Below are 25,893 nucleotides of genomic sequence, written 5' to 3'. Positions count from 1 at the left end.
CAATCCTTATTGATGAGTAAATTTTATTATAACGAAGAGCAGGAATCATACGATGCCATTGTAGTAGGAACGGGCATTAGTGGTGGTTGGGCTGCTAAAGAACTGTGCGAAAATGGACTGAAGACCCTGGTGCTGGAACGCGGTAGAATGGTCAAGCACAGAGAGGACTATCCGACGGCAAATTTGGATCCTTGGGACTTACCCAATAATGGGGAACCCACAAGGGAGGACATTGCCAAACAGGAAAAACAAAACCGGACTGGCTATACGGTTAAGACCCCTTCCAAACATTGGTTTGTGGATGATCTAAAACACCCTTACAATGAAACCAAACGTTTTGATTGGATGCGTGGGTACCACGTAGGTGGACGATCCATTATGTGGGGACGTCATAGTTACCGTTGGAGCGACTTGGATTTTGAGGCCAACAGAAAAGACGGCATTGCCGTGGACTGGCCTGTTCGCTATAAAGATATTGCGCCTTGGTATGATAAGGTGGAAAATTATATTGGAGTGACCGGTGAAAAACTGGGGCTTCCCCAACTCCCTGATGGACAGTTTGAGCCCATGATGGAGTTGAACTGTGTGGAACAACATGTTAGGGATAAAGTCTACGAACATTTTGATGGCCGTGTAATTACTGCCGGTCGTGTGGCACATATTAATAGTAACAAGAAATTTGAGGGAGACGGAAGAACACGTTGCCAATTCCGTAACCGTTGTATAAGAGGGTGTCCTTTTGGGGCCTACTTTAGTAGTGTATCCTCTACCCTACCTGCTGCGGAAAGAACAGGGAACATGACGCTACGTCCTGATTCCATTGTTCATGAGGTAATTTACGATCCAGATACCAAAAAGGCCACAGGGGTAAAAGTAATAGACCGGGTCACCAAGGAAGAATATGAGTTCAAGGCAAAGGTCATATTCCTTTGCGCTTCTGCTATTGCTTCCACATCCATTTTGATGCAATCCAAGTCCGATAGGTTTGAGAATGGTCTTGGAAACGATTCCGATCAATTGGGACGCAACATCATGGACCATCATTTGGGTGTGGGAGCATCTGGTAAGTTGGACGGTTTTGAAGACAAATACTATAAAGGACGAAAACCCAATGGTATTTACCTTCCCCGTTTTAGAAATTTGGGCGGTGCATCCAATACCGATAAATTTATTCGTGGATACGGTTACCAAGGTGGGGCCGGTAGAGGAAATTGGGAAGACACCATTGCAGAAGTCTCCCACGGAAAAGACCTTAAGGATGCCATCCTAAAACCAGGAGGTTGGACTTTTGGAATGGGTGGTTTTGGAGAAGTACTCCCCTATGAGGACAACCGAATGACCTTGGATTATGACAAACTGGACGAATGGGGCTTACCTACAGTTACCTTCGACGCCGAGTTCAAGGAAAATGAATGGAACATGCGTGAGGATATGAAAAACCAAGCCGTGGACATGCTCGAAAAAGCTGGCTTAAGGGACGTTCAACCTTTTGACAGACCCGGAGCCCTTGGGTTGGGCATCCACGAAATGGGAACTGCCAGAATGGGAAGGGATAGAAAGACTTCCGTCCTTAATGGCTTTAACCAAGTGCATGATTGTAAGAATGTTTACGTTACTGACGGAGCCTTTATGACCTCCGCCAGTTGTGTTAACCCATCATTGACCTATATGGCCTTTACGGCAAGAGCTGCCAACCACGCAGCAGAAGAACTTAAAAAAGGAAATTTATAATGGAAAGAAGAGTAGCATTAAAAAATATGGGGCTTGTCTTTGGTTATGCCGTGGCCACCCCTACCCTTTTAGGAATTGTACAAAGCTGTCAAGGTAAAAAAGTCCTGGATTGGACTCCAAGTTTCTTTTCCAAGGATGAAGGAACCGTTGTTCATACATTGTTGGACATCTTGTTGCCCAAAACCGACACGCCTTCGGCCACGGATGTGAATGTACATGTGTTTATAGATACGTTTGCCAATGAGGTGTTGCCCACAGAGCAGCAGGATTTTCTAAAAATGTGTTTGGGCAAGTTTACCGATAAGGTCTTGGCCGATACCCAAAAAGAATCTTTGGCAGATTTGGATGCGGAGGATTTAGAGCCCGTCTTTGCCACTTATTTGAAAAAGCAGACCGATGAGGTGGAAGAAGCACATGGAGAGGCACTACAGGCTTATTTTGAAGCTGTAGAGGAAAATGGAAGCGCTGTACTGGATGATGAGATTGCTAGATACCAATTTGCCACCAACTTGCGCAATAGTGCCATTTGGGCCTATAAGAGCAGTGAGTTTGTTGGCGAAGAGGTCTTGGCTTACTTGCCAGTACCCGGAGAGTATATTGGTTGTGGGGATTTGGAAACCTTGACCCAAGGCAGAGCCTGGTCGTTGTAACTTAATTCCTTTCCAGAAGATAAAAAAGCCGCTATCAAGCGGCTTTTTTTGTATTCATCCCCAAGATTGACCTTCCAAAAATCCAAAAATCCAGAAATCCAACCATCCATACATCCAAAACACGCATCCGTCAATCCAAAAGGGCTGTTTGTCAATTGAACAGGTTTTTTTAAGCCAGTTTGTTCTTCCTTTAAAAAGAACCCAAATAACTGGCCATGAAAAAATGTTACTTTCTTTTTATCTGCACTGTTACGGTGCTGTTTCTTAATTGCAAAAAAGACGATGGTTCTCTTCCTGTAGATGATACTCCGGAGGATGTGATTGAAAATCCGGAAACGGACATCCTTGACTTTTCGCCGGGGCTTGGAGCGCGCGGTACCCAAGTAACCATAAGGGGAGAAAATTTTGACCCGGAACCTGAGGGCAATGAAGTCCAATTCAATGGGATGCTGGCCCAAGTGGAAAGTGCATCAGACACTACCCTAGTAGTGATCGTCCCAGAAGATGCCACTACCGGAAAAATAAGCCTTTCTGCCAATGGGTACGACTATACCTCCTTTCAGGATTTTACGGTTTTGCTCCCACCGCCTATTATAAGTGATTTTGAACCCAAAACCGGGGTGGAAGGTGATGAAGTGACCATCACCGGTGACCATTTTGGTGAGGGCAACTACATAGTTAAAGTTTATTTTGAAGGTTCTAATATTCCGGCCGAAATTCTAAGTATTACCGATACCCAAATCATTGTAAAAGTGCCGGACGCCAATTCTGGAGAACTCCGGGTTGTTGTACAGCCACAAGAGGGTATTTCAGATAGTGAATTTACCTATTTGCCATGGCGACAGATGAAGGATTTTGAGCATGAATCCAGAAGATTTGCCGCTGTCGGAACTGTAGGGGACGATGTTTTTATGGGTCTTGGATTGGGATCTAGCGGCAATAATTTATCAGATTTTTGGAAGTATCAATCCCAAACGGATACATGGACCCAATTGCCCAATTTCCCAGGAAATCCCAGATTTGGAACCTTTCATTTTGTTCTAAACGGACACATTTACGTTGGCGGCGGAACGGATAATAGCTCCGAAGCAGGGCCCAATGATTTTTACAGGTATGACCCCGCTACAAATACGTGGACACAGCTAAGTGATTTCCCCGCCAATCCAGATAAGGAAAGGCAATTTTCTTCCTCCTTTGCCATAGACGGAAAAGGTTATGTCTATGGCGGTGTCGATCATGGGGTGGAGCCCTTTTATGATGACCTATGGGTTTACGATCCTGAGACAGATACTTGGAGCGAAAAAGCAGGCTTTGAAATTGCAGGAAGAGCAGGTGCCGTAGGCTTCTCCATAAATGGCAAGGGCTATATAGCCACCGGTTTTAGAGACCAACCCCCATTGCTATCCGATGTTTGGGAATATAATCCCATCAATGATTCCTGGACACAGAAAACCTCCCTGCCCCAAGGAATGGAACGCTATAGCTCTTTTGGGTTTTCTTTGAAAGGAAAAGGTTATTTAGGCATGGGCATCGACGAGGAAGACAATTTATTAAAAGACATCTGGGAATTTGACCCCATGGAAAATGGTGGTGCTGGAAGCTGGATCAAAAAAAGTGATTTTCCTGCAGAGGAACGGTATTTTCCAATGGCTGTAGCAACTGATGAGAAAGCAATCATTGGACTAGGGCTTGGCCTACTATATCTTTCCGACATCTGGGAATACACCCCAAGGCATGATGAGTGAGATAACGTCCAAATGCCGTCAGTTCGAGTGGATTTTGTCCATGGCGATGGGCAAAATTTGTATCGAGAACCAAGTGGTTCCAATTCGTCATCAGTTCTCGATACGTCCCGAATTGGATTCGGGACACTCGAACTGACGTGCCCATAACATAAAAAAGCCGCTTATTAGCGGCTTTTTTTGAGGTTGAATCTTGCAATTCAAGGAAAACACCTCGGAAGTTGTTCGTGTGGGGTGAACTATCCGAGGTATCTAATCAATAAACACTATCACATACTGATACGTTCAGTATTTGTTATGATCCACACATTAAGCAATCATCGTCTGCCTGGCCTTCTTTGGCCCGTGCGATCAATTCTTTCATCTCCTCTGGGGTCATAGGTTGCACATCCACCTCTTGCTGTTCTGCAGGGGTAGCTTCAACTTTAAGTTCTTCAGCGGCTTTTGGTGTTGCGGCCAATACTTCGGCCTCAGCGGCTACACTGATTGGCACTTCTTTTTTCTTGGTATTGTCCAAGGTGAACTTGATCGCATCAACAGCTGCCTTGGTCCTGAGATAGTACATTCCTGTTTTTAGTCCGCTCTTCCAAGCATAGAAATGCATGGAGGTCAACTTGGAATAATTCGCATTTTCCATAAACAGGTTCAAAGACTGGCTTTGGTCAATGAAATAACCACGGTGTCGGCTCATGTCAATGATGTCCTTCATACTGAGCTCCCAAACGGTCTTGTACAGTTCCTTAATATCCTCTGGAATTACATCAATATGTTGTACCGATCCATTGGCACGCATCAATTCCTGTTTCAGGTTTTCGTTCCACAATCCCAATTTTACCAAATCTTCCAAGAGGTGCTTGTTCACCACAATGAACTCGCCGGACAATACCCTTCGGGTATAAATGTTGGAAGTGTAGGGTTCAAAACATTCGTTGTTTCCTAAAATTTGGGAGGTGGATGCGGTAGGCATAGGAGCTACCAACAAGGAGTTACGCACCCCGTGCTTTTTCACATCCTTTCTCAACTTGGCCCAATCCCATCTTCCAGACAATTCTTCGTCTTTTATGCCCCAAAGGTTGTGCTGGAATTCGCCTTTGGCTATGGGCGAACCTTCATAACTGGAATATACCCCATCGGTCTTGGCTTCTTCCATGGAAGCGGTAACCGCGGCAAAGTATAGGGTCTCAAAAATTTCTTGGTTCAATTGCTTGGCCTCGTCACTGGTAAAGGGCAAACGAAGCATGATAAAAGTATCTGCCAATCCTTGTACCCCCAAACCAACAGGTCTGTGCCTCATATTGGAGTTTTCGGCCTCTTTTACCGGATAATAGTTACGATCAATGACACGGTTCAAGTTCTTGGTCACCCGTTTGGTCACTTTGAACAGCTCTTTATGATCAAACTTGCCATTCTTTACAAACATGGGGAGGGCGATGGAAGCCAAGTTGCACACTGCAACCTCATCTGGAGAGGTATATTCCAAAATCTCAGTGCACAAGTTGGAAGAACGGATGGTTCCCAAATTTTTCTGGTTGCTCTTTCTGTTGGCCGCATCTTTATAGAGCATGTAAGGCGTTCCTGTTTCAATTTGGGACTCTAAGATTTTCTCCCAAAGATCACGGGCCTTTATGGTTTTGCGTCCTTTTCCTTCAGCTTCGTATTTGGTGTACAGCGCCTCAAATTCTTCGCTATGGGTATTGAACAAGCCTGGGCATTCGTTTGGACACATCAACGTCCATTCTCCATCAGCTTCTACCCTTTTCATGAACAAATCTGGAATCCACATGGCGTAGAAGAGATCCCGTGCACGCATTTCCTCTTTTCCGTGGTTCTTTTTCAAATCCAGGAAATCATAGATATCGGCATGCCAAGGTTCCACATAAATGGCAAAACTTCCTTTACGTTTTCCACCACCTTGATCCACATAACGTGCCGTATCGTTATATACCCTAAGCATGGGCACAATTCCATTGGAAGTTCCATTGGTTCCGGCAATATACGATCCAGTGGCCCTAACATTGTGGATAGATAGACCTATCCCCCCTGCGGATTGGGAAATTTTTGCGGTCTGCTTGAGGGTATCATAAATACCATCAATGCTGTCATCTTTCATTGCTAATAGGAAACAGGATGACATTTGCGGCTTGGGCGTTCCCGAATTGAACAGCGTTGGTGTAGCGTGGGTAAAATACTTTTTGGACATCAGCTCATAGGTCTCTATGGCTGCATCCAAATCGTCTAGATGGATTCCAACCGCAACCCGCATTAACATGTGTTGGGGGCGTTCTGCGATTTTCCCATTCAACTTGAGCAAGTACGATCGTTCCAAAGTCTTAAAACCGAAATAATCGTAGCCAAAATCACGGTTATAGATGATGGTGGAATCCAATTTCTCCGCATTCTCCGAAATCACCTTAAACACTTCATCAGATAACAATGGGGCCTTCTTTCCGGTTCTTGGGTTCACATATTCGTAGAAATCCTTCATGGTCTCTGAGAAGGACTTTTTGGTGTTCTTGTGCAAATTGGAAACCGAGATGCGAGCCGCCAACTTCGCATAATCTGGATGGGTAGTGGTCATGGTTGCGGCAATTTCGGCAGCCAAGTTATCCAGTTCGGATGTGGTTACCCCATCATACAGTCCCTCAATGACCCTCATGGCCACCTTTACCGGATCTACCAAACCGTTGAGGCCATAACAAAGTTTTCTTACTCTGGCCGTGATCTTGTCGAACATCATCGGCTCTTTTCTTCCATCTCTTTTTACTACATACATGTGCTACGAATATTTTTTAAATGATACCTGTTGGTTATACTAAAGCATGATCAATAACCGTGGATACGCCCACGATACATTTTAGGCCAGTTCTTTAACACCTCCGGGGCAAAAGGCTATTTTATATTGTTGTTGGTCTGATAAAGAATTTCTAGAAATTCTGTTATTTAGATTCCCATTTTGATGGGAATGACAATTTTATCGGTAACCCACAGCAAGCTGCGGGGAATTCTTTTCAATTAAAAGTCCGCGTCGAAGCTAATTTTCTGGGAATCCGTGTCCTTTTCCTTGTTCAAAACACCTGCTTTCTGATATTCAGACACGCGTTTCTCGAAGAAATTGGTCTTTCCTTGGAGTGAAATCATATCCATGAAATCGAACGGATTTGTGGCATTGTACACCTTCTCACATTGCAGCTCCACCAACAATCTATCGGTCACGAACTCCAAGTACTGGGTCATCAATTTGGCATTCATTCCTATAAGGCTTACCGGAAGTGATTCGGTAATAAATTCTCTTTCAATATTAAGGGCATCCACAATGATCTCCTTGATCCGTTCTTTTGGCACTTTGTTTACCAAGTGATTGTTATGCAGGTGTACCGCGTAATCGCAATGCATTCCTTCATCTCTGGAAATCAACTCATTGGAGAAGGTCAATCCGGGCATCAATCCTCTTTTCTTTAACCAGAAAATGGAACAGAAGGCTCCGGAAAAGAAAATCCCTTCCACGGCAGCAAAGGCAATCAAACGTTCCGCAAAACTTGGGGACTCAATCCATTTAAGGGCCCAATCCGCTTTCTTTTTGATAGCTGGAAAATTCTCAATGGCCTTGAACAGCACATTTTTTTCCTTTTCATCCTTTACATAGGTATCGATCAACAAAGAGTAGGTCTCTGAGTGAATGTTTTCCATCATGATCTGAAACCCGTAGAAAAACTTGGCTTCGGAATATTGAACCTCGTTCACGAAGTTTTCCGCCAAATTTTCATTCACAATACCATCTGAAGCTGCAAAAAATGCCAAGATGTGCTTGATGAAATAGCGCTCGTCATCGTTGAGCTTGTTGTTCCAATCTGTCAAATCTTGGTGCAAATCGATTTCCTCAGCAGTCCAAAAACAGGCTTCCTGCTTTTTATACCAATCCCACAAATCGTGATGTTGGATTGGAAAAATTACAAATCTGTCTTTGTTTTCTTGTAATATAGGTTCTATGGCTGCTGACATAAGTGTGCGTTAAAAAAATTATAAAATGGAGAAAATTTCCTTGCGAACAGGGCTAACAAAGATTCAAAAATGTCACCAGATAGTAAAGGCAGTTTTATTAAATACGATCCAAAGTTTTTAACACAAAATGTTGAAATCTAGGCTGGCTATCGATGTTACTTGGGTTTGAAGAAGATGATCCCCAAGGAGGTTTTTTGATTGGAATCTTCCAAAATAAAATAGACCAAAAAGTATATGTTTTTTATACTTTTTGGTCTAAATATTAATGGAAATTACGCTTATTGTTGTCATTCCTTAGGTTCATTATCAAAAGTACGGCCATTCCCAGTTACATCTTTGGACCGTTACAATTCTAGGTAGTTCCCCCGAAACCTAAAACCAAACAAATCCGTGGATTCCCTGGGATATCTTTTGCAAGCAGTTTCTATGATCAAGAGGTTGGTTGCTCTGGCCGTACGTTTGTTGATAATGTGAAAGAACATTTGGAAAAGGCTACCTATTGTTGGCCACCTCGTCCCAGTTGGAATGTATCTTTAAATCTTTTCCTTCCTCCATTACAGCAGCGCAAATCAGGGCAACAATCAGAAGCACAAATAAAATAAGACACTTTCGCATTGGAGTAGGGTTGATTACTTTCAATTTTTAACAAGACCAAAGTATAAAACAATTGCCCCTGAGTGGATGCCGTATGTATAATCGGTCTTTTTTTGTGTATAAATGGTTAATGATTTTCAGGCTTTTAGATGCAAAAACAGCAAAATAACTCCTCTAATATGGCAAAGTCACCCTTTTTCGGTTAATCGGTATTTTCTACCAGTTATACGTACAAAGCGTCCATTAGCACATAATTTTAATACCTTATAGGGAATAATCCTAAATTTGAAAGTATATTAAAATAGAGCATGTTAGAAGCAGTTATTGTTGATGACGAGGTCAAAGCGTTGCAAAGTCTTAGTTGGGAGTTGACCAATTTGAGCGATGAAGTTGATATTGTGGCATCCTTTACCGATGCCCATGAAGCTTTGGACTATTTGGAACGGAATACCCCGGATTGTTTGTTCCTGGATATTGAGATGCCGGCAATGGACGGATTTCAGTTCATCAAAAGCCTTAAGAACAAAAATTTCCCTGTGGTCATCACCACGGCTTATAACCAATATGCCCTAAAAGCCCTGAAGAACGAGGCCATTGATTATTTGCTAAAACCGATTGATACGGATGATCTGGAAGTGACCATTGCCAAGATCAAAAAATACAACACCAAGAATTTGACGTCCGAAAAACTGGAAAAAATCCTTTTGAATTTCAACGCTGATTCCCATAGCAAGAAAATCACAATCAATACGGACGGTAAGCTTTTGTTCCTTAACAGTGACGATATTCTATATGCAGAATCCGATGGAAACTATAGCACCATCTTTTTGAGTGATGGCCAAAAGATCCTGCTTACCAAAAAGCTCAAAGAAGTGAACACTTTGCTTCCGGACAACAGTTTTTTCCGAATTCACAATTCGTACATCATCAATCTAAACAAGATAAAAGAATTTCTAAAGACAGATGGCTATGTGGTGCTGGAATCCAACCACAAAATCCCTGTTTCAAGACAAAAGAAATCCGATTTTTTGGATATGCTGTAACCCCCGATAACTCCCGTGTCTATTTTCCGATCAACAAAATCCCTATACTCGGTAGCCCTCAAAAGAAATTTTCTTTTGACCCTCGTGATTTTAGGGATTTCCCATTTTGGTCATGCCCAAGAAATTCCGGAAGCCTTTAAGGAAAAAGCGGAGCGTATTGTGGAAATGAGGCCCAAGACCTATTTGGTTTTGAATACGGAACTCAAATCGGAAGGTAGGGATACTACCCTACTTCGGTATTTTGCCAATTTAAGCAAGGACGCCAAGTATCTGGAGGGAGAGTCTTATGCCTTGGACCAGATTGGCGCTATTTACAGGAACTTTTCCAAATTTGAGCAAGCTGTCAATCTACACCAAAAAGCCCTAGAGTTGGCAGAGGAAGCCAACAATGTGGAGTTAAAGGTAAGATGCCTAAACATGCTGGGCGTGGTATACCGCAGAACCGACGCCATTAAAACCGCTTTGGATTATAATCAGCAGGCCTTGGAAATGGCCGAGCAAGTGGAGAAACCTTCGCACCATATCAAAAGAAATATCAATGTATCCCTTAACAGTATTGGCAATCTTTATCAAACTTTAGAGCAGTACGATTTGGCCATTCTTCAATTTAAAAGAGCCCTTAAGATGGAAGAGGAACTTGGCAACAAGCTTGGACTTGCCATCAACCATCAAAATATAGGAGATTGTTTGGATCAGAAGGGAGATTTAGAGGGAGCCTTGGAACATTACAGAAAATCCCTGGCCTTTAACGAGGACATCAACTCCACCTACGGCCGAATCATCTGTAAAAATAGCTTGGCCCAGATTTACCTAAAGCAGGACATGCCCTATGCGGCCCTGGTACTGTTGGAACCGCTTCATGAACAGTCCAAGACCATTGGGGATTATTTTATTACCCCTCTTATTTTCATTAATACCGGTTGGGCATATACCGAATTGGGCAACTATGACAAAGCCCAAGATTTTATCATGGAAGGTTTGGAAATGGCCCAAACCCACAATATTCCCAGTAACGTACTCTATGCCTACCAAAAGCTTTCAGATTTTGAACATAAACGGGGAAACTATAAAGCGGCTTACGATTACTATAAAAAAGCAGACGAGTATGATGAGGAGATTTCCAGTGCCACCAATTTTAGGTACATGAACGATGTAATCGTCAAATACGAAGCGGATAAAAAGAACAACCAAATTTCGGTTTTGGCAAAAGAGAACGAAATTGTTCGTTTAAGACTCCGAAAAAACCAAACCACTTTATTGGTAAGTGCCTTGATTGTTGGTCTTATTTCTTCCATACTTTACATTTTGTACAGACAGTATCAAAGCAAGAACGAAAAACGGGTACTCAGCTTGGAGCAAAACATGCTTCGTAGCCAAATGAACCCACACTTTTTATTCAACTCGTTGAATTCCATCAAGCTTTATATCATAAACAACGAGCAAAAAAATGCTGTGCATTACCTCAACAAATTTTCCAAGTTGGTGCGCAAAATTTTGGAAGCGTCTTCATTGAAGGAGATTACGTTGGCGGAGGAACTGGAAACTGTTGAGCTATATATGAACATTGAGAACATTCGCTTTTCCAATGAAATCAAGTTTAGCATCAATGTTTGTGACGAGATCAATCCCGAGGCTGTCAAAATACCCTCCTTGGCCCTGCAACCCTTTTTGGAAAATTCCCTCTGGCACGGACTGTCTCCCAAAGAAGGCGAAAAGATCATTTCGCTGAATGTTCTAAAGAAAACTGCGGGACATGTCACCATAGAAATTGTGGACAATGGTGTGGGAAGAGGTGCCGCCCAGGTGAACAAGGAAAACAGGGTGCTCAAAAGAAAGTCTGTAGGTATCAGGATTACCAAAGAGCGTTTCGCCAACTTCTCCAAAGATTACCAAAATAGCTTTGATGTGGATATCGTAGATCTCTTTGACGAAAAGGGAAAACCCAAGGGAACCAAGGTTATACTGGATATACCTACGATTTAGTCTTTTCCCTGGCCACTTCCTCCAATTCTTGATACCAAGCGGCCCCAAATTTCCGAATCAGGGCGTCTTTCACAAACTTATAAATGGGGACTTTAAGTTCCTTTCCCAACTGGCAAGCCGGGTCGCAGATTTCCCATCTGTGGTAGTTCACAGCTGTAAATTCTGAATATTCCCGTGTTCTTACAGGGTATAAATGACATGAAACAGGTTTTCTCCAAGAAACAGCCCCATCCAGGTAGGCCGCTTCTATACCACATTTGGTAATCCCCTTGTCATCAAAAATGACGTAGGCACATTCACTTTTATTGACCAGTGGCGTCTCCCATTCACCATCTTCCCCTTTAACAAAGGCTCCTTGGTCCATTATGGCCGCCACCCCTTCAGGGCGCAGATAAGGTTTTACCTTGTCAAAAATATCCACCAGTATTTCGGTTTCCCCTTCTTCAAGTGGAGCACCATATTCCCCATCCACACAACAGGCACCTTTGCAGGCCGTAAGGTTACAAACAAAATCATTGTCAATAATCTCTTCGGAAACTATGGTCTTATCAATTTGGAACATGGCGAAACCTCCTTTTTGGGTAAAGGTAAACCAAAAGCAAAAACTTGGCCGTTTCATTAGGACAAACAACATCCAAAACCCTCTTTTTCCTCGTACATTTGCGTACTAAAAAATTACAGGCCATGAACTTCAGTTTTAAGGAAATTGTTACAGCAAGTATGGTGCTCTTTGCGGTGATTGATATCTTGGGCAGTATCCCTATCATCCTTTCACTTCGAAAAAAGGTGGGGCATATTCAATCCGAGAAAGCGTCCATAGTTGCTGCTGTTATTATGACGGCTTTTTTGTTTGTGGGAGAGCGCATCTTAGGGCTTATCGGTATCGATGTAAATTCATTTGCAGTGGCCGGTGCCTTGGTTATCTTCTTTCTGGCCTTGGAAATGGTTTTGGGCATTACGCTGTTCAAAGACGACGAGATGGAGACTGCATCCGTGGTTCCCATTGCTTTTCCCTTGATTGCAGGTGCAGGTACTCTCACTTCCATACTAACCCTGCGCGCGGAATATCATGTGGAAAACATAATAGTGGCCATCGTTGTAAACATTATCTTTGTGTACGCGGTACTCAAGTCCAGTGCAAAGATTGAACGATTACTGAGCAAGAATGGACTTCAAGTGATTCGTAAGGTTTTTGGGGTCATCCTGTTGGCCATTGCGGTCAAACTATTTGCCACCAACGTCAATCAATTATTCACTAATTAATTATTTCGAGCTTATTAGTTATGAACAGAGCTTTTGTTGTTGTATTGGTGCTTTTAGCACTGGCATTGATAGCCTTTAACGTTACCTTGGTTGATTTTAACGATCCTTTTCAAGGAGATAGCACTATCGCTTTGATCGGTATTGTGGCCTCATTGTGTGCATTGGTATTGATCCTGATATTTGCCCTCAGCAAAAAAATTGACAAAAAGCTGAAAGAGGACTAATCCCTTAACTCCACAGTCTCCACATCGGAGTTATTGAATACGGCCTGATCCATCTCCATTACCTTTTTTAGCATGGCATCGTACTCTCCCTTAATTTGAGCAGAGAGGTTGGGCGAGAACAATTGCTCTGCAATGTTGGCTTTTAGATAATCCTTGATCTTGTCTTCCTGTGCATAAAAGTCCAGTTTGATTTTACGGTTCAGCACAAACTGGATGAATTCGTCAAATAGGATGTCGTCCACCCTAAAATCGTCCAAGAATTCAATCTTTGAAAGATAGGAATAACGGGTTCTGTCCTTTTCCAAATGTTCAAACACAAAACGGGAAAAGAACTCTGCCCCATCCAAACTTTCCACAGCTTCCTCTTCATTGTTGCCAATGGGCACAAACACATCAGGGATAATTCCGCCCCCTCCGTAAACTATCTTGCCCTTTGGCGTAACAAATTTCAAAGAGTCGGCCACCTTGATACTGTCCACAGAGGTTAACTCCCCATTTCTATAACGCTCCATAAAGGTTTGATAGTAATCCTTATGCCCTTTTTTGTACGATCTTTGGATGGATCTACCTGTTGGGGTGTAATATCTGGAAACCGTTAAACGTACCGCGGAGCCGTCACCCAAATCCATTTCCCGTTGCACCAATCCTTTTCCAAATGAACGGCGACCAACGATGGTGCCAATATCATTATCCTGAAGGGCCCCGGCAATAATTTCACTGGCGGATGCAGATCGCTCATTGATCAGCACATACACCGGTTTGTCTTCAAACTCTCCTTTCTTGGTGGCAAAGGCTTTTTTGATTCTTCCCTTTTTGTTTTTGGTGTACAGTATAAGCTTGTCATCCGTAAGAAATTCATCCGCAAGTTTTTCCGCTATACCCAAATAGCCTCCTGGATTGTCCCTTAGGTCAAGCACCAATTTTTCGGCACCTCTGATTTTAAGTTTTCGAAGGGCATCCTTGAATTCATCAAAAGTGGATTCTGCAAACCGATTGATTTTGATATACCCCATATCCCTGGAAAGCATATAATAGGAATCTACACTTCGGATTGGAACCCTATCACGGGTTACCGTAACGTTCAGGGTTCGGTCTTCCTGCTTTCTAAATACCTTCAAATCCACCTTGGTCCCTATTTTTCCCTTAAGTGTTGAAACCACCTCATTGTTGGGAATCCGTCTACCGAAGAGTGTATCCTGGTCTGCAATAAGTATCCGGTCCCCTGGTTTTATACCGCTTTTGTGACTCGGCCCATTTTTGATGGTCCTAATTACGGTGATGGTGTCACGATACATATAAAAGCTGATTCCGATCCCCACAAAATCCCCCTTCATGTTTTCGGAAACTTCCTCCATCTCACTCCTTGGAATATATACCGAATGCGGATCCAGCTTCCCTAAGATGTTGTTCACGGTAACATCCACAATACTGTCTGTATCTATTTCATCCACATATTCGTAGTCGATGTAATCTATAAGCCGATTGAGCTTATCTTTCTTGGAATTGGTGCTGAAGAGCTTTTCGGGAGAATCATCAAAGTGAAGTTTGCCTCCAATAAAAATACCCACAGCCAGCACAAAGGCCAGAATGGTGGGGAGTATATACTGATATTTCTTTTTCATAACGTAAAATGGTGAGGTTAGACCATTTCTTCCAGAATGGGCAGATGATAGGTTTCTACGCCTGCCCGTTCCAAAAATCGCAGCCCTGAATCATCCTTATAGGCCGTTTGGTAAACCACACGTTTTATGCCAGCCTGATGAATCAGTTTACTGCACTCCCTACAGGGAGATAAAGTGATGTACAATGTTGCACCTTCACAGGATTGGGTGGAAGCGGCTACTTTTAAAATGGCATTGGCCTCTGCATGGAGCACGTACCATTTGGTGTAACCTTCTTCATCTTCGCAAAAATTCTCAAAACCTGTGGGCGTGCCGTTGTAACCGTCAGATATGATCATCCTATCCTTTACAATGATGGCGCCCACTTGTTTTCTTTTGCAATAGGAGAGTTTCCCCCATTCCTTGGCCATTCGTAAATAGGCCTTATCATACTTTTCTTGTTTGCGCTCGTTCATAGATCGGTAAATAGGCTGATCATTAATTAAATATACCCGCTTTACAAGACTCGTACAACCTTATTCAATTAATTTTAACGAAGGCCCTATTGGGGAAACGTTGCAATCAGCAGCGGTATTGTAATGGCAATGACCAAAATGGATGCAATTCCGATGAAAAGCTTTCTTTTCACTTTTAAGAGATCCAAAACTACGAAAGCCACGCCCAAAATGATCAAAATAATGGCCACTTGTGAAAATTCGATTCCGGTGGCAAAACCCAATAACGGAAGTACCTTATCTTCCTGCTCTGCCATAAGCATCTTAAAATAATTGGAGAACCCAAAACCATGGACCAAACCAAAAAATGCTGTGGCCAATACATGCACATACCTGCCTGATGTTTGGGAATTGCCAAACACATAGGTCAAGTTGTACAGTGCTGTCAATAAAATAGTAACTGGAATGAGGAATTCTATGAGGCCTACATCCACGGTCATCACCTCAAAGGCAGACAAGGCCAAAGAGGTACAATGTGCTATGGTAAAGATTGTGGCCAAAATAACCACACGCTTCCAATTTTTAAATGTAAAGGGTATGGCCAAGGCCGATAGAAACAGGATGTGGTCATAAGCTCCCAAGTCCAGCACATGGTTAAATCCCAATTTGATGTAGAACCAGAATTCTTGCATTGTTTAATGAGTTTAGGTGTTTATATTAAATGACGTTTGTGGTTAGCGGCTAAACTTTTAAATATTTCCACTTCTAACCTCTTATGAGATTCCACGTTCATTCTGAATGGTCTCATAGGCTTTTTGAACTTCCTTAAACTTTTCCTCAGCTCCTTTTTTGATAGCTTCATTTTCCATGACCACGCGATCGGGATGGTACTTCTTGGCCATTTTTCTATACGCCTTTTTCACCTCATCATCCGTAGCTGATTTTTCTATCTCCAAAATCTTGTAGGCATTGTCCGCAGATTTAATAAACATGGCCATGATGCTTTCAAAATCGTGCAGACCAACGCGGAGATAGCCTGCCAATTCCCTTAGCTTGTTCACTTCGGCCTTGCTGACCTGTCCATCCGCCTGGGCAATCCCAAAGAGGAAATGCAAAAGTTGCAAGCGGACTTCGTAACGTGTTCGCTGTGCCAAGTACGTGCAAATTCTTTGGGCAGAAACCTCCCTTTTTTTAATGACATCATTGAAAGTCCTAAAAATGGCATTGGCCTTTTCCTTGCCATAGGTGCTCAAAAAATATTGGCGTACATAGTCCAATTCCCTTTGACTAACCTGACCATCAGCCTTGATGACAATGGAGCATAGGGAGAGGAGGTTCAGTTCGAAATCAGCTGGGGAAACAGACTGTCTGGTAAAGTCCGAAAATACGCTGCCTCCCCCTCGGGAACCCGAACCGCCCAAGGTGTCCAAAAAACTCCCTACAAGAAAGCCAATTATTGCTCCCGCAAAACCTCTGATAAAAAATCCAATGAAGGCGGCCGCCCACTTGATCATTGCAACAAATTTAGAGCCCAAATATAGGCTTTTGCCTTAGAACAAAACTGTTTGCAGCTGTTAAGGCTTCCTCAAAAAATGCGACAAAAACCATATCTTTGTACCTTAAAAATTAATAGATTATGTATCCTGAAGAATTGGTAAAACCTATGAGAGCCGACCTAGCCACTGCTGGGTTCGAGGAACTATATACAAGTGAAGCCGTGGAAAATGCATTGAAACAAGAAGGAACCACCTTGGTTGTGGTGAATTCTGTGTGCGGATGCGCCGCAGCAAATGCAAGACCTGGAGCAAAGTTGAGCTTGCAAAACAACAAAAAGCCAGACCATTTGGTCACGGTTTTTGCAGGTGTAGATACCGAAGCTGTTGACACCGCTAGAAACCATATGGTTCCCTTTCCTCCATCTTCACCAAGTATGGCATTGTTCAAAAATGGAGAGTTGGTACATATGATTGAAAGACATCATATTGAAGGAAGACCAGCGGAATTGATCGCTGAGAATTTAATGGAAGCCTATAACGATCATTGTTAATTTCCAACAAATGAGATTTGAAGAACCACCCTTAAGGGTGGTTTTTTATTTTTGTGCCATAGATAACCAACTTTTATTTTCTCAGCGCTTCAGAGCTACAATAGAGTGTAAGCATGCAAAAGTTACTTTCTTATCCGATTACCATTATATACTTTATCTGTTTTGGATTGACCTTGGTGATTTTTCATCCCATACAATGGGTATGTTTAAATGTGTTCGGATATAAAGCACACAAGGGAAGTGTGAGCATTCTTAATTGGTTCTTGATGCGATGTACCAATCTTTTGGGCACACGATATCATTTTGAAAATTCCCATGCCATACCTACAGACAAGCCCTTGATCATCGTCACCAACCACCAGAGCATGTACGATATCCCTCCCATTATTTGGTATATGCGAAAGCACCATCCCAAATTTGTGAGCAAAATAGAATTGGGCAAGGGTATTCCCAGTGTGTCCTACAATCTCCGACATGGAGGTTCCGCCCTAATAAATAGAAAGGATCCCAAACAATCCATTGAGGCTTTACAACAACTAGGCCAATACATAGAAAAGCACAACCGTAGCGCCGTCATCTTTCCGGAAGGTACGCGAAGTAGAACAGGTGTTCCCAAACCGTTTAGAACCACGGGATTAAAAGTACTGATGAAACACGCCCCTTCAGCTTTGATCGTACCCATAAGCATCAACAACTCCTGGAAGATGTTGCGTTTTGGACAGTTTCCGATGGGGTTGGGAGCATTTATCAAATTCAAGGTGCACCCTCCAATGGCAATTCAAAGTGATGCTGACGCGCAGATTGCCCAAGTCGAAGAACAGATTAAAAATGGCATAACCGAAGTCAAATCATGAACGACACATTAGTAGAAGCCACCAAGAATTTTGTAAAGGAGCAACTTAAATACGCAGAAGGCGGCCATGATTGGTTTCATACCGAGCGGGTTTTTAAAACCGCCAAGAAAATTTCGGAAAAAGAAGAAGTGGATTCGTTGGTGGTACAGCTTGCCGCACTGCTCCATGATATTGCCGATCCCAAATTCCATAATGGTGATGAGGAAATCGGCCCAAAGACCGCCCAAGAATTTTTAGCTTCACAAGATTTAGACCCTGTCCGAACGGATCACATTGCGAACATTATACGGCATATGTCGTTCAAAAATAGTTTGGACAAAGGCCAACCCAAGTTTAATTCATTGGAACTGCAGGTGGTTCAAGATGCAGATCGCTTGGATGCCATTGGAGCAATCGGGATTGCCCGAACATTCAACTACGGTGGATTCAAAAACCGGCCTATGTACGATCCAGATATAGAACCCAATCTGAACATGACCAAGGAGGAGTACAAAAAATCCAATGCCCCCACCATTAACCATTTTTACGAAAAATTACTACTGCTCAAGGACAAAATAAACACAGATACCGGTCGGGAATTGGCAGCGGAACGGCATCAATTCATGTTAGATTATTTGAAACAATTTTACAAAGAGTGGAATACATAACAAGCTGTATGTCTCTACAGTTGTTTTTTGTATCTTGATAGCTTAACTAAACAATCCAAAATGCAAAGAAGAAAGTTCCTTAAAAATACAGCAGCGGCCTCTGCTGCATTTTCCATTGTTCCCAGTCATGTTTTGGGAAAGACCCATGTAGCTCCAAGTGACACCCTATATGTGGGTGCTTTTGGTGTAGGAGGTCGTGGAAGTGGCGTAATTCAAGGGTTGGCCAACACCGGAAGAGTAAAGTTCGTATCCTTTTGCGATGTGGATGACAGAAGGGCCAAAGGTACATATGAGAAGTTTCCGGATGTTAAACGCTATAAGGATTTTAGAAAGGTATATGACCGTCATTTGGGCGATATTGATGCGGTAATGGTGGCCACTCCCGATCATACCCACGCAACCATTGCGCTCCCATTTATGCGTGAAAAAAAACACGCCTATGTGGAAAAACCTCTGACGCACAACATTCATGAAGCCCGTTTGATGACGCAAGTAGCGGCTGAAAATGGTATTGTGACCCAAATGGGTAACCAGGGAGCTTCCAGTGATGATAGTCGGATAGCGCGCGAATGGGTGGAATCTGGGATTATTGGGAAAGTACACACCATAGATTGTTGGACGAACAGACCTGTTTGGCCACAAGGTGTTGCCGTACCCACTGAAAAACAACGCGTACCTAAAGGACTGGATTGGGATCTCTGGTTAGGCCCAGCGGCAATGCGTGATTATAATGAGGCTTACCTACCATTCAAATGGCGAGGTTGGTGGGATTTTGGCACTGGAGCCTTGGGAGATATGGGATGCCATATCATGGAAACCCCATTCAGTGTTTTGGATCTGGGTTATCCTACAGAAGCCGAAGCCAGTTGCACCTCTGTTTGGGTAGGGGATTTTGTGGAGGCTGATTATAGTCCTTCCTGCCCACCTTCTTCCAAAATTCACTTGAAATTTAATCATGAACACCATGGTGATATAGCTCTAAATTGGTACGACGGTGGTCTAATGCCCGATTTGCCGGATGAACTAAAAGATGGTGAAGTAGTCGGTAACGGAGATGGCGGAACCGTAATGTATGGTGATAAAGGTATTTTAGTTTGTGATACGTACTCCAGAAACGCACGCTTATTACCTTCCGATATGATGGATCTGTTCAAAGCTCCAGAACCCAAATATCCTAGAGTTCCAGATAGTATGGGCGGCCATATTGCCAATTTTGTTGACGGTTGTATCAAAGGTGATGCTACTTCCTCCAATTTTGCCAAAGCCGGACCACTGACGGAGACCGTGCTTATGGGTAATCTTGCGGTAAAAGCCTACCAATACAAAGTATTGCAAGATGGTAAAAAGCCAGGCGATTGGGCTCCTTATGACTATCCAGGAAGACGCAAACTGCTTTGGGATGGTGAGAACATGAAAATCACCAATTACGATAAAGCAAACGAGTGGGTTACCCGAGAGTATCGCAAAGGTTGGGAACTATCGTAATTCCATCAAAGAAATGAAAAATACGGGCTGCAAGGTGATTTCTTAACGGAGTCAGTTGCAGCCCAATAACCAACCTAAAATGGGCCAGCCATCCAAAAGAATCCTTTCCATTGATGCATTGAGAGGGTTTGATATGTTGCTCATTATTTTTGCAGACCACTTTTTTTACAATCTACATCAAGGGGGACAGACTCCGTTCACGGAAGCTTTGGCCAAACAGTTCAGTCACCCGGAATGGTTTGGGTCTACCTTTTACGACATCATTATGCCTTTGTTTCTTTTTGTGGTGGGTGCCGTAATTCCTTTTTCCATGTCCAAAAGAATGCAGGACAAAAATGGCAAGGGTCATGTCTATAGAAAGCTGGCCAAGCGGTTTGTGATTCTTTTTGTTCTTGGATGGATCGTACAAGGCAATTTGTTGGCTTTTGACCTCTCCCAATTCCATGTTTTTAGCAATACCTTGCAGGCCATTGCGGTAGGATACTTATTTTCCTGTCTTGCCTATATTCATCTGAATCAAAAATGGCGTTATGTGGTTTTTGCCGCTTGCCTAGTTGTCTATGCCTTACTTTTAACAGTACCGAATGTTCCCGGGGTGGGACAAAGCGTGTTGTTACCAGACCAAAATTTTGCGCTTTATTTTGACCGATTGATTCTGGGGAGATTTGATGATGGCCTGCAATACACCTGGCTACTCAGCGGACTTGGCTTTACCGCCACCACCTTATCAGGGGTCTTTGCCGGTGAATTGATAAAATCCAAGCTCCCTAGAAACAATGTTGCGCTGTATCTTTTTATAGCAGGAATAGTTGGTTTGGCTCTAGGCCTCATTTGGGGCATCTGGCATCCGATAGTCAAAAAAATCTGGTCAAGCTCCTTTGTACTGGCATCCTCCGGAGTGTGTTTTCTACTCTTGGCTTTGTTCTACTTGATTATTGATGTTAAAGGCAGGACGAAATGGACGTATCCCCTAAAAGTCATCGGGATGAACGCCATTACAGCCTATGTTTTGTCTCATGTGATCAACTTCCCAGAAGTTTCAAAATTTCTTTTGTTCGGATTGGAACGGTCCGCTGGATCCTATTATCCCATGTTGACTTCCATAGGAGGGTTTGGCATCCTCTATTTGTTGCTCTGGTATATGTACAAGAACAACACCTTTATCAAAGTTTAGGGCAATTTCTTTTGTAGATGTCTTTTCACCAAATCATTTTCCGTAAGCTCGATAGCTTTGGTCAAAGCACTTTGATAATCTTTATCGTTTAATTCCTGGAGCAGTTCGGCTTTTATTGCATAAAACAGACCCGTGGTTTCAAAATTTGAATTTTTGGCCAATCTATTCAGTTCTTCCAGTGCCTTTGCCGCACCATGGATCTTTGCGAAGGGAACAATTCTGTTTAAGGCTACCATGGGTGAATACTGTTGTTTGAGTTGTACGTCATACAGATAAAGGATGCTCTTCCAATCGGTCTGTCCAAAACTTTTTGCTGCGCAATGATAATAAGATCGAGCTGCCTCCAAATGATAATGCGATGGAGTTTTGTCCAACGTCCCGGCTCCCTCCAAATGCCTTATCCCAATCTCGATCAACTCCCTATTATATCTCGAGCGATCCTGAAATTCCAGAGTGACAAGTGCACCCTCTTCATCCAATCTCGCCTCAAATCGAGAGGCATGGAAACACATTAGGGCAATCAATGCTTCCAAATTGGGATGGTTGCAATATTTGTTGTCCCTAAGCAACAGGGCCAAACGCAAAGCCTCATAACAAATATCCCGTTTGATGACCTGTGAGCCGGTCGAAGCTGCATAACCCTCTGTAAAAAGCAAATAAATAACCCGAAGAACAACAAACAATCTGGACTGAAGCCCCATTTGCACCGGAATTTTCAGCATTTGTACCTCATTCCTGAATTTCTTTTTCCCACGGGTGAAAGATTTGGCAACAGCTTCTTCCTTTTTAAGCAGAGCCTCTGCCAATTCCTTATTACTAAAACCCCCAATAAGTTTGAGACTTAAAATAATCTGATGTTCTTGGGAAAGGGAGGGGTCGCAGCAGGCAAAAATGAGTTGGAGTTGACTGTCCGAGATTACATCTTCCAACAATACTCCATCAGAGGGGCTTTCAGAAACTTCCTTAAACACATGCTCCTCAAAAGTTGAAGATTTCTTGTCCTTTCGAAGCACATCAATCAACGAATTGTTCGCTACTCGATACAGCCAGGCAGTTGGATTGTTGGGCATCTCCTTATAGGCCCAAATCTTCATGGCCTTTAAAAAAGTGTCTTGCACGGCATCCTCAATTTTCTCAATATGGGATGTCCCATACTTCCGAATCAAAACGGCCACTACCTTTCCGTACTCATTTCGAAACAGGTGTTCAATGGTATTGTCAAGTTGGTTATTCTCCATGTTCATAAAAAAAGCCTGAACCACGTCAGGCTTTCTTCTTCATATGCTAAAATTAATGGACTTCATCGTCAATAATCTGCCGTACTTCCAGGGTGCCTTCTTCAAATCCAAAATGGGGATTACCCTTGGAAAGCGTCACGGCCTCGGTCAAATCCTGCGCGGATATGATGGTATATCCTCCAACCACCTCGGCACCTTCCGCAAAAGGGCCATTGGTGACCAGTTCTCCTCTGTTATAGACTACGCGACCTTCTTGTGAAAGCGGTAAACCTTCTATCAACTTACCTTCTTGCTGCAAGTTCTCCAACCACTTCTTCCAATCCTTGTTCAAGGATTCCCTTTCTTCATCAGATAGTTGGTTGTAGTCGTGGTACCCTCCTCGGAACAGCCAAAGAAAATTGCTCATGCCACAATTAATGTCCGTCCATTGATAGGATTTCCCGAACCTCTACATAGCTCCCGTCATAATCAAAAATTGGGCATCCCTTGGACATTTCAACGGCTTCATCAATATCCTTGGCCACAACAATCAGATAGCCTCCTACTACCTCAGCTCCTTCGGCAAAGGGTCCGTTGGTGACCATTTCACCGCGTTGATGCACCACTCTTCCATCCTCTGCCAAGGGTAGCCCGTCCAAAAGTTGGCCCTTTTCTTTTAAGCCTCCCATCCACTCTCCCCACACTTGCATATGGGCTTGTTTTTCTTCCTGCGATAGCTCTTGGTACGCATCATGACCTCCTCGAAATAAATACAAAAAATTACTCATTGGTTTAAATTTTATGTCCCATTAGGAACCGGTTTATACTTTGTTTCGATGTTATGACGAAGAGCAAAGTGTGGATTGGACAATCCTTATAAATTTATTCAAAATTATCTCATAACAAGCTTGGGCTATGGCATATTTATTGATGATTTGTAGCCTATGAAACACATCTTGGCAATTCTTCTTTTTACTACGCTCTCCATTAGCTACTCCCAGTTACAACCCCCAGAAGCCTATATTTCTTTCGCCGCTTTTTATGAGGACGAGTTTGAGCCATCAGCCTATCTCAACTTTTCAGTGGGCTCCGAGCTTTTTGCACTAAAGCATGTGGCTCCTGAAGTCGATGTAACTTATTATTTTGGAGGTCGTTCCGATGAAGATTGGGCCATTGATTCTTCAGGTGATATTGGATTCCGCTCCTTTTTAGATCGTTTTTTTGATGCTTGGGTTTGGGGTGTTGGCCCCAAGTTTTTTATTCAGGATGATTATAGTCGAGTAGTGTTCATTCCCAAATATCATTTTGGAAATCAAAGAGCTATTGGAGATTACACTGACACGGACCAAACTGATATCAGACAAGAGACCAAAAGCAAATTTAACTTTTGGACCTTCTCTCTTGGTTATGAATTCTTGGGAACGGACAAAATTGGAAAGCTTGGCCTCTATCTAACCTATACTGCCTTTAACGCAGGAAAATCTCTAAACCAACTCGATTTTTCTGAGCAAGATTACCATAAACAAAACTTCAATACCAAAGCCATAGGTATCACGGTTCGCTTGTCCACCGGTTTTGGAAAGCGCAAAACATCTTAGAACAATTTCATCTGCCCTGTTTTGTACTGCTCATGTAATTCGTGATTGAGTTTGGGAAACACTCGGCCCCTAAAATACTTTTGGCGCGCAAGCCTGGCCATTTCATGAATCTGTGTAGCAATCTTGCCCTCGCCCCGTGTTCTAATTCCAAACCTACTATCGCTTAAGGTTCCCGAATGGCAGTCTTGGATCAGGTGTAGCACTTTTTCCGCCCTATCGGGCATTGCTTTTTTTATCCAATCCGCAAAAATCTGACCTATGGCTCCGTTTAATCGCACTACAGTAAAACCAAAGGACAAGGCCCCTTCATCTGCCACTGCTTTGGCCAGTTTTAGCATTTCATGACTATTGATTCCAGGAATCATCGGTGCCAACATCGCATTTACCGGAATTCCTTTTTCGCTCAGCACCCGAATTGTTTTCAGTCTTTTTTGAATGGATGCAGTGCGAGGTTCCAACTTCCTTCTTGTTTTTTCTGACAAGGAAGTAACGGAAATATTTACCCCAACCAACTGGTGAGCGCCTAATTCGGTTAGAATGTCCAAATCCCGAAGGATAAATGCATTTTTAGTGATAATGCCCACAGGATGCCTATATTTTAGAAAGACCTCCAGACACTTTCGGGTAATCCTAAATTGTTGTTCTGCCGGTTGATAGCAATCTGTATTACCGGATAATACAATGGTATTTGCTTTCCAGTTTTTATGTTTGATTTTGGCCTCCAACAACTTCGGTGCTGCCTTCTTCACCAAAATTTTGCGTTCAAAATCCTGTCCAGCACTATAGCCCCAATACTCATGGGTGTTTCTGGCATAGCAATAGACACATCCATGCTCACACCCTTGATAAGGATTCATGGAATAGAGCATGCCCACATCCGGGCTTTCAACCTTATTGACAATGGTTTTGGGAAAAATGGGAATATACTGGGTTTTGGTGTTCTCTGGTTCTTCCCCTTCCATTCTGCAGAATTCGAGAAAATCTTCCCTTATTTCATAAACATCTTTTAGGAATCTGTTGTGTGGATTTTTTTGGGCACCTCTTCCTTTTTGTAGGTCATTCAAGTTCATTCCATGGATTTATTCCAAATATATGGATATAATCCAATTTATATTGTTAAGATCATTGCTTTTGCAGACCCAAAAATTTGAAGTTCTGGTATTCAAGATTTAGCTGGTTCCCGTCTTGAAAAGAAAGTTCAAATTCGGAAAAGCCCGTGTCCGCACTTCTACTTCCTTCAAAGGCTTCATAGAACGCCTGACCAAACATGGTATCGGCCACCTCGGTGGTTATCATTTCTTCAATAAAAAGGGTGGTATCAGTAGCCGAAAATTCCCCACCAAAGGTATTTGCCGAAGTGGTCCCTTCAAAGGTTCCATTTTGAAAAAAAATAATGGAAATAATCTCACCCGTGAGAGGCCCCAAAGTGGGTCCGGAAGGACTTGAGTTGTGGATGGCGGTAACCTGCCACTCCCCAATAATTTTTTGGTTGTTAACACCAACATCGTCACCGGTACACGCTATCAAAGCAATACAAAGGAATGTGAAAATACCATTTCTCAACCCTACATCCATGATTATGGTTT

Annotated in this window: 26 protein-coding genes; 13 read left to right on the top strand and 13 right to left on the bottom strand. The window is 42.9% G+C overall.

The window, feature by feature from the left end; translation table 11 throughout:
- Nucleotides 1-12 precede the first annotated feature (12 nt).
- From ACO6S0_RS18560 to ACO6S0_RS18550, 3 genes are all read left to right on the top strand, one after another.
- A complete protein-coding gene (locus tag ACO6S0_RS18560; protein WP_422349774.1) occupies nt 13-1,731 on the top strand; it encodes a GMC oxidoreductase in 1,719 nt (572 codons plus the stop codon).
- Nucleotides 1,731-2,381, top strand: a complete 651-nt coding sequence (locus ACO6S0_RS18555) for a gluconate 2-dehydrogenase subunit 3 family protein (protein WP_422349773.1) — start codon at nt 1,731-1,733, stop codon at nt 2,379-2,381. The genes ACO6S0_RS18560 and ACO6S0_RS18555 overlap by 1 nt, the downstream gene beginning before the upstream one ends.
- Nucleotides 2,382-2,596: 215 nt before the next feature.
- Entirely contained in the window at nt 2,597-4,126 is a 1,530-nt protein-coding gene (locus ACO6S0_RS18550) for a Kelch repeat-containing protein (protein ID WP_422349772.1), read from the top strand.
- 292 nt (nt 4,127-4,418) lie between these two features.
- Here the strand turns inward: ACO6S0_RS18550 and ACO6S0_RS18545 are convergent, their stop codons facing one another.
- The 3 genes from ACO6S0_RS18545 to ACO6S0_RS18535 form a co-directional block, all read right to left on the bottom strand.
- Nucleotides 4,419-6,896, bottom strand: a complete 2,478-nt coding sequence (locus tag ACO6S0_RS18545) for a ribonucleoside-diphosphate reductase subunit alpha (RefSeq protein ID WP_422349771.1) — start codon at nt 6,894-6,896, stop codon at nt 4,419-4,421.
- 239 nt (nt 6,897-7,135) lie between these two features.
- Nucleotides 7,136-8,122, bottom strand: a complete 987-nt coding sequence (locus ACO6S0_RS18540) for a ribonucleotide-diphosphate reductase subunit beta (protein ID WP_422349770.1) — start codon at nt 8,120-8,122, stop codon at nt 7,136-7,138.
- A gap of 492 nt (nt 8,123-8,614) precedes the next feature.
- On the bottom strand, nt 8,615-8,737 hold the full coding sequence (locus tag ACO6S0_RS18535) for a hypothetical protein (protein WP_422349769.1): 123 nt from the start codon (nt 8,735-8,737) through the stop codon (nt 8,615-8,617).
- 287 nt (nt 8,738-9,024) lie between these two features.
- Between ACO6S0_RS18535 and ACO6S0_RS18530 the strand changes: the two genes are divergently transcribed.
- Both ACO6S0_RS18530 and ACO6S0_RS18525 read left to right on the top strand, forming a co-directional pair.
- Nucleotides 9,025-9,759 carry a LytR/AlgR family response regulator transcription factor gene (locus ACO6S0_RS18530; protein WP_422349768.1) on the top strand — a complete coding sequence of 245 codons (735 nt, stop codon included), beginning with the start codon at nt 9,025-9,027 and terminating at the stop codon, nt 9,757-9,759.
- Between the two features lie 84 nt (nt 9,760-9,843).
- A complete protein-coding gene (locus ACO6S0_RS18525) occupies nt 9,844-11,742 on the top strand; it encodes a tetratricopeptide repeat-containing sensor histidine kinase (RefSeq protein ID WP_422351847.1) in 1,899 nt (632 codons plus the stop codon).
- On the opposite strand, the gene ACO6S0_RS18520 is transcribed toward ACO6S0_RS18525, so the two are convergent.
- Nucleotides 11,732-12,304, bottom strand: a complete 573-nt coding sequence (locus ACO6S0_RS18520; RefSeq protein ID WP_422349767.1) for a DUF3109 family protein — start codon at nt 12,302-12,304, stop codon at nt 11,732-11,734. The two genes, ACO6S0_RS18525 and ACO6S0_RS18520, sit on opposite strands and share 11 nt — an antisense overlap.
- A 122-nt stretch (nt 12,305-12,426) precedes the next feature.
- Between ACO6S0_RS18520 and ACO6S0_RS18515 the strand changes: the two genes are divergently transcribed.
- Complete coding sequence (locus ACO6S0_RS18515) at nt 12,427-13,005, top strand: MarC family protein (protein ID WP_422349766.1); 579 nt, start codon at nt 12,427-12,429, stop codon at nt 13,003-13,005.
- A 20-nt stretch (nt 13,006-13,025) separates the two neighbouring features.
- Nucleotides 13,026-13,229: a hypothetical protein gene (locus ACO6S0_RS18510; RefSeq protein WP_422349765.1), complete on the top strand. Its 204-nt coding sequence runs from the start codon at nt 13,026-13,028 to the stop codon at nt 13,227-13,229.
- Here the strand turns inward: ACO6S0_RS18510 and ACO6S0_RS18505 are convergent.
- The 4 genes from ACO6S0_RS18505 to ACO6S0_RS18490 form a co-directional block, all read right to left on the bottom strand.
- A complete protein-coding gene (locus tag ACO6S0_RS18505) occupies nt 13,226-14,851 on the bottom strand; it encodes a S41 family peptidase (RefSeq protein WP_422349764.1) in 1,626 nt (541 codons plus the stop codon). The genes ACO6S0_RS18510 and ACO6S0_RS18505 overlap by 4 nt on opposite strands.
- A 17-nt stretch (nt 14,852-14,868) precedes the next feature.
- On the bottom strand, nt 14,869-15,306 hold the full coding sequence (locus ACO6S0_RS18500; protein WP_420401604.1) for a deoxycytidylate deaminase: 438 nt from the start codon (nt 15,304-15,306) through the stop codon (nt 14,869-14,871).
- Between the two features lie 86 nt (nt 15,307-15,392).
- Nucleotides 15,393-15,977, bottom strand: a complete 585-nt coding sequence (locus ACO6S0_RS18495) for a HupE/UreJ family protein (RefSeq protein WP_422349763.1) — start codon at nt 15,975-15,977, stop codon at nt 15,393-15,395.
- A gap of 81 nt (nt 15,978-16,058) precedes the next feature.
- The gene (locus ACO6S0_RS18490; RefSeq protein ID WP_422349762.1) at nt 16,059-16,799 is read right to left on the bottom strand and encodes a TerB family tellurite resistance protein; all 741 of its coding nucleotides are present in this window, start codon (nt 16,797-16,799) and stop codon (nt 16,059-16,061) included.
- 122 nt (nt 16,800-16,921) lie between these two features.
- Between ACO6S0_RS18490 and ACO6S0_RS18485 the strand changes: the two genes are divergently transcribed.
- From ACO6S0_RS18485 to ACO6S0_RS18465, 5 genes are all read left to right on the top strand, one after another.
- On the top strand, nt 16,922-17,332 hold the full coding sequence (locus ACO6S0_RS18485; protein ID WP_422349761.1) for a BrxA/BrxB family bacilliredoxin: 411 nt from the start codon (nt 16,922-16,924) through the stop codon (nt 17,330-17,332).
- Between the two features lie 113 nt (nt 17,333-17,445).
- Nucleotides 17,446-18,186 (top strand): lysophospholipid acyltransferase family protein, encoded by a 741-nt coding sequence (locus ACO6S0_RS18480; RefSeq protein ID WP_422349760.1) that lies wholly within the window; start codon nt 17,446-17,448, stop codon nt 18,184-18,186.
- Nucleotides 18,183-18,833: an HD domain-containing protein gene (locus ACO6S0_RS18475; protein WP_422349759.1), complete on the top strand. Its 651-nt coding sequence runs from the start codon at nt 18,183-18,185 to the stop codon at nt 18,831-18,833. The genes ACO6S0_RS18480 and ACO6S0_RS18475 overlap by 4 nt, the downstream gene beginning before the upstream one ends.
- Before the next feature lie 60 nt (nt 18,834-18,893).
- Nucleotides 18,894-20,318: a Gfo/Idh/MocA family protein gene (locus ACO6S0_RS18470; protein ID WP_422349758.1), complete on the top strand. Its 1,425-nt coding sequence runs from the start codon at nt 18,894-18,896 to the stop codon at nt 20,316-20,318.
- 79 nt (nt 20,319-20,397) lie between these two features.
- The gene (locus ACO6S0_RS18465; protein ID WP_422349757.1) at nt 20,398-21,492 is read left to right on the top strand and encodes an acyltransferase family protein; all 1,095 of its coding nucleotides are present in this window, start codon (nt 20,398-20,400) and stop codon (nt 21,490-21,492) included.
- Here ACO6S0_RS18465 and ACO6S0_RS18460 read toward each other — a convergent pair.
- The 3 genes from ACO6S0_RS18460 to ACO6S0_RS18450 are packed head-to-tail and all read right to left on the bottom strand — an operon-like array spanning nt 21,489 to nt 23,497.
- The gene (locus ACO6S0_RS18460; RefSeq protein ID WP_422349756.1) at nt 21,489-22,736 is read right to left on the bottom strand and encodes an RNA polymerase sigma factor; all 1,248 of its coding nucleotides are present in this window, start codon (nt 22,734-22,736) and stop codon (nt 21,489-21,491) included. The two genes, ACO6S0_RS18465 and ACO6S0_RS18460, sit on opposite strands and share 4 nt — an antisense overlap.
- 46 nt (nt 22,737-22,782) lie before the next feature.
- Nucleotides 22,783-23,136: a YciI family protein gene (locus tag ACO6S0_RS18455; RefSeq protein WP_422349755.1), complete on the bottom strand. Its 354-nt coding sequence runs from the start codon at nt 23,134-23,136 to the stop codon at nt 22,783-22,785.
- 7 nt (nt 23,137-23,143) lie between these two features.
- A complete protein-coding gene (locus ACO6S0_RS18450; protein ID WP_420401593.1) occupies nt 23,144-23,497 on the bottom strand; it encodes a YciI family protein in 354 nt (117 codons plus the stop codon).
- A gap of 156 nt (nt 23,498-23,653) precedes the next feature.
- Between ACO6S0_RS18450 and ACO6S0_RS18445 the strand changes: the two genes are divergently transcribed.
- Nucleotides 23,654-24,307 carry a hypothetical protein gene (locus tag ACO6S0_RS18445; protein WP_422349754.1) on the top strand — a complete coding sequence of 218 codons (654 nt, stop codon included), beginning with the start codon at nt 23,654-23,656 and terminating at the stop codon, nt 24,305-24,307.
- Here the strand turns inward: ACO6S0_RS18445 and ACO6S0_RS18440 are convergent.
- Both ACO6S0_RS18440 and ACO6S0_RS18435 read right to left on the bottom strand, forming a co-directional pair.
- The gene (locus ACO6S0_RS18440; RefSeq protein ID WP_422349753.1) at nt 24,304-25,377 is read right to left on the bottom strand and encodes a PA0069 family radical SAM protein; all 1,074 of its coding nucleotides are present in this window, start codon (nt 25,375-25,377) and stop codon (nt 24,304-24,306) included. The genes ACO6S0_RS18445 and ACO6S0_RS18440 overlap by 4 nt on opposite strands.
- A 52-nt stretch (nt 25,378-25,429) precedes the next feature.
- Nucleotides 25,430-25,882: an META domain-containing protein gene (locus tag ACO6S0_RS18435; RefSeq protein WP_422349752.1), complete on the bottom strand. Its 453-nt coding sequence runs from the start codon at nt 25,880-25,882 to the stop codon at nt 25,430-25,432.
- Between the last annotated feature and the right edge of the window lie 11 nt (nt 25,883-25,893).

Origin of the sequence: Flagellimonas sp., from assembly GCF_965233845.1 — a bacterium.
Lineage (GTDB): Bacteria > Bacteroidota > Bacteroidia > Flavobacteriales > Flavobacteriaceae > Flagellimonas.
Note: the sequence above shows the minus strand (reverse complement) of the source record. Positions and strands in the feature narration are given on the sequence as shown.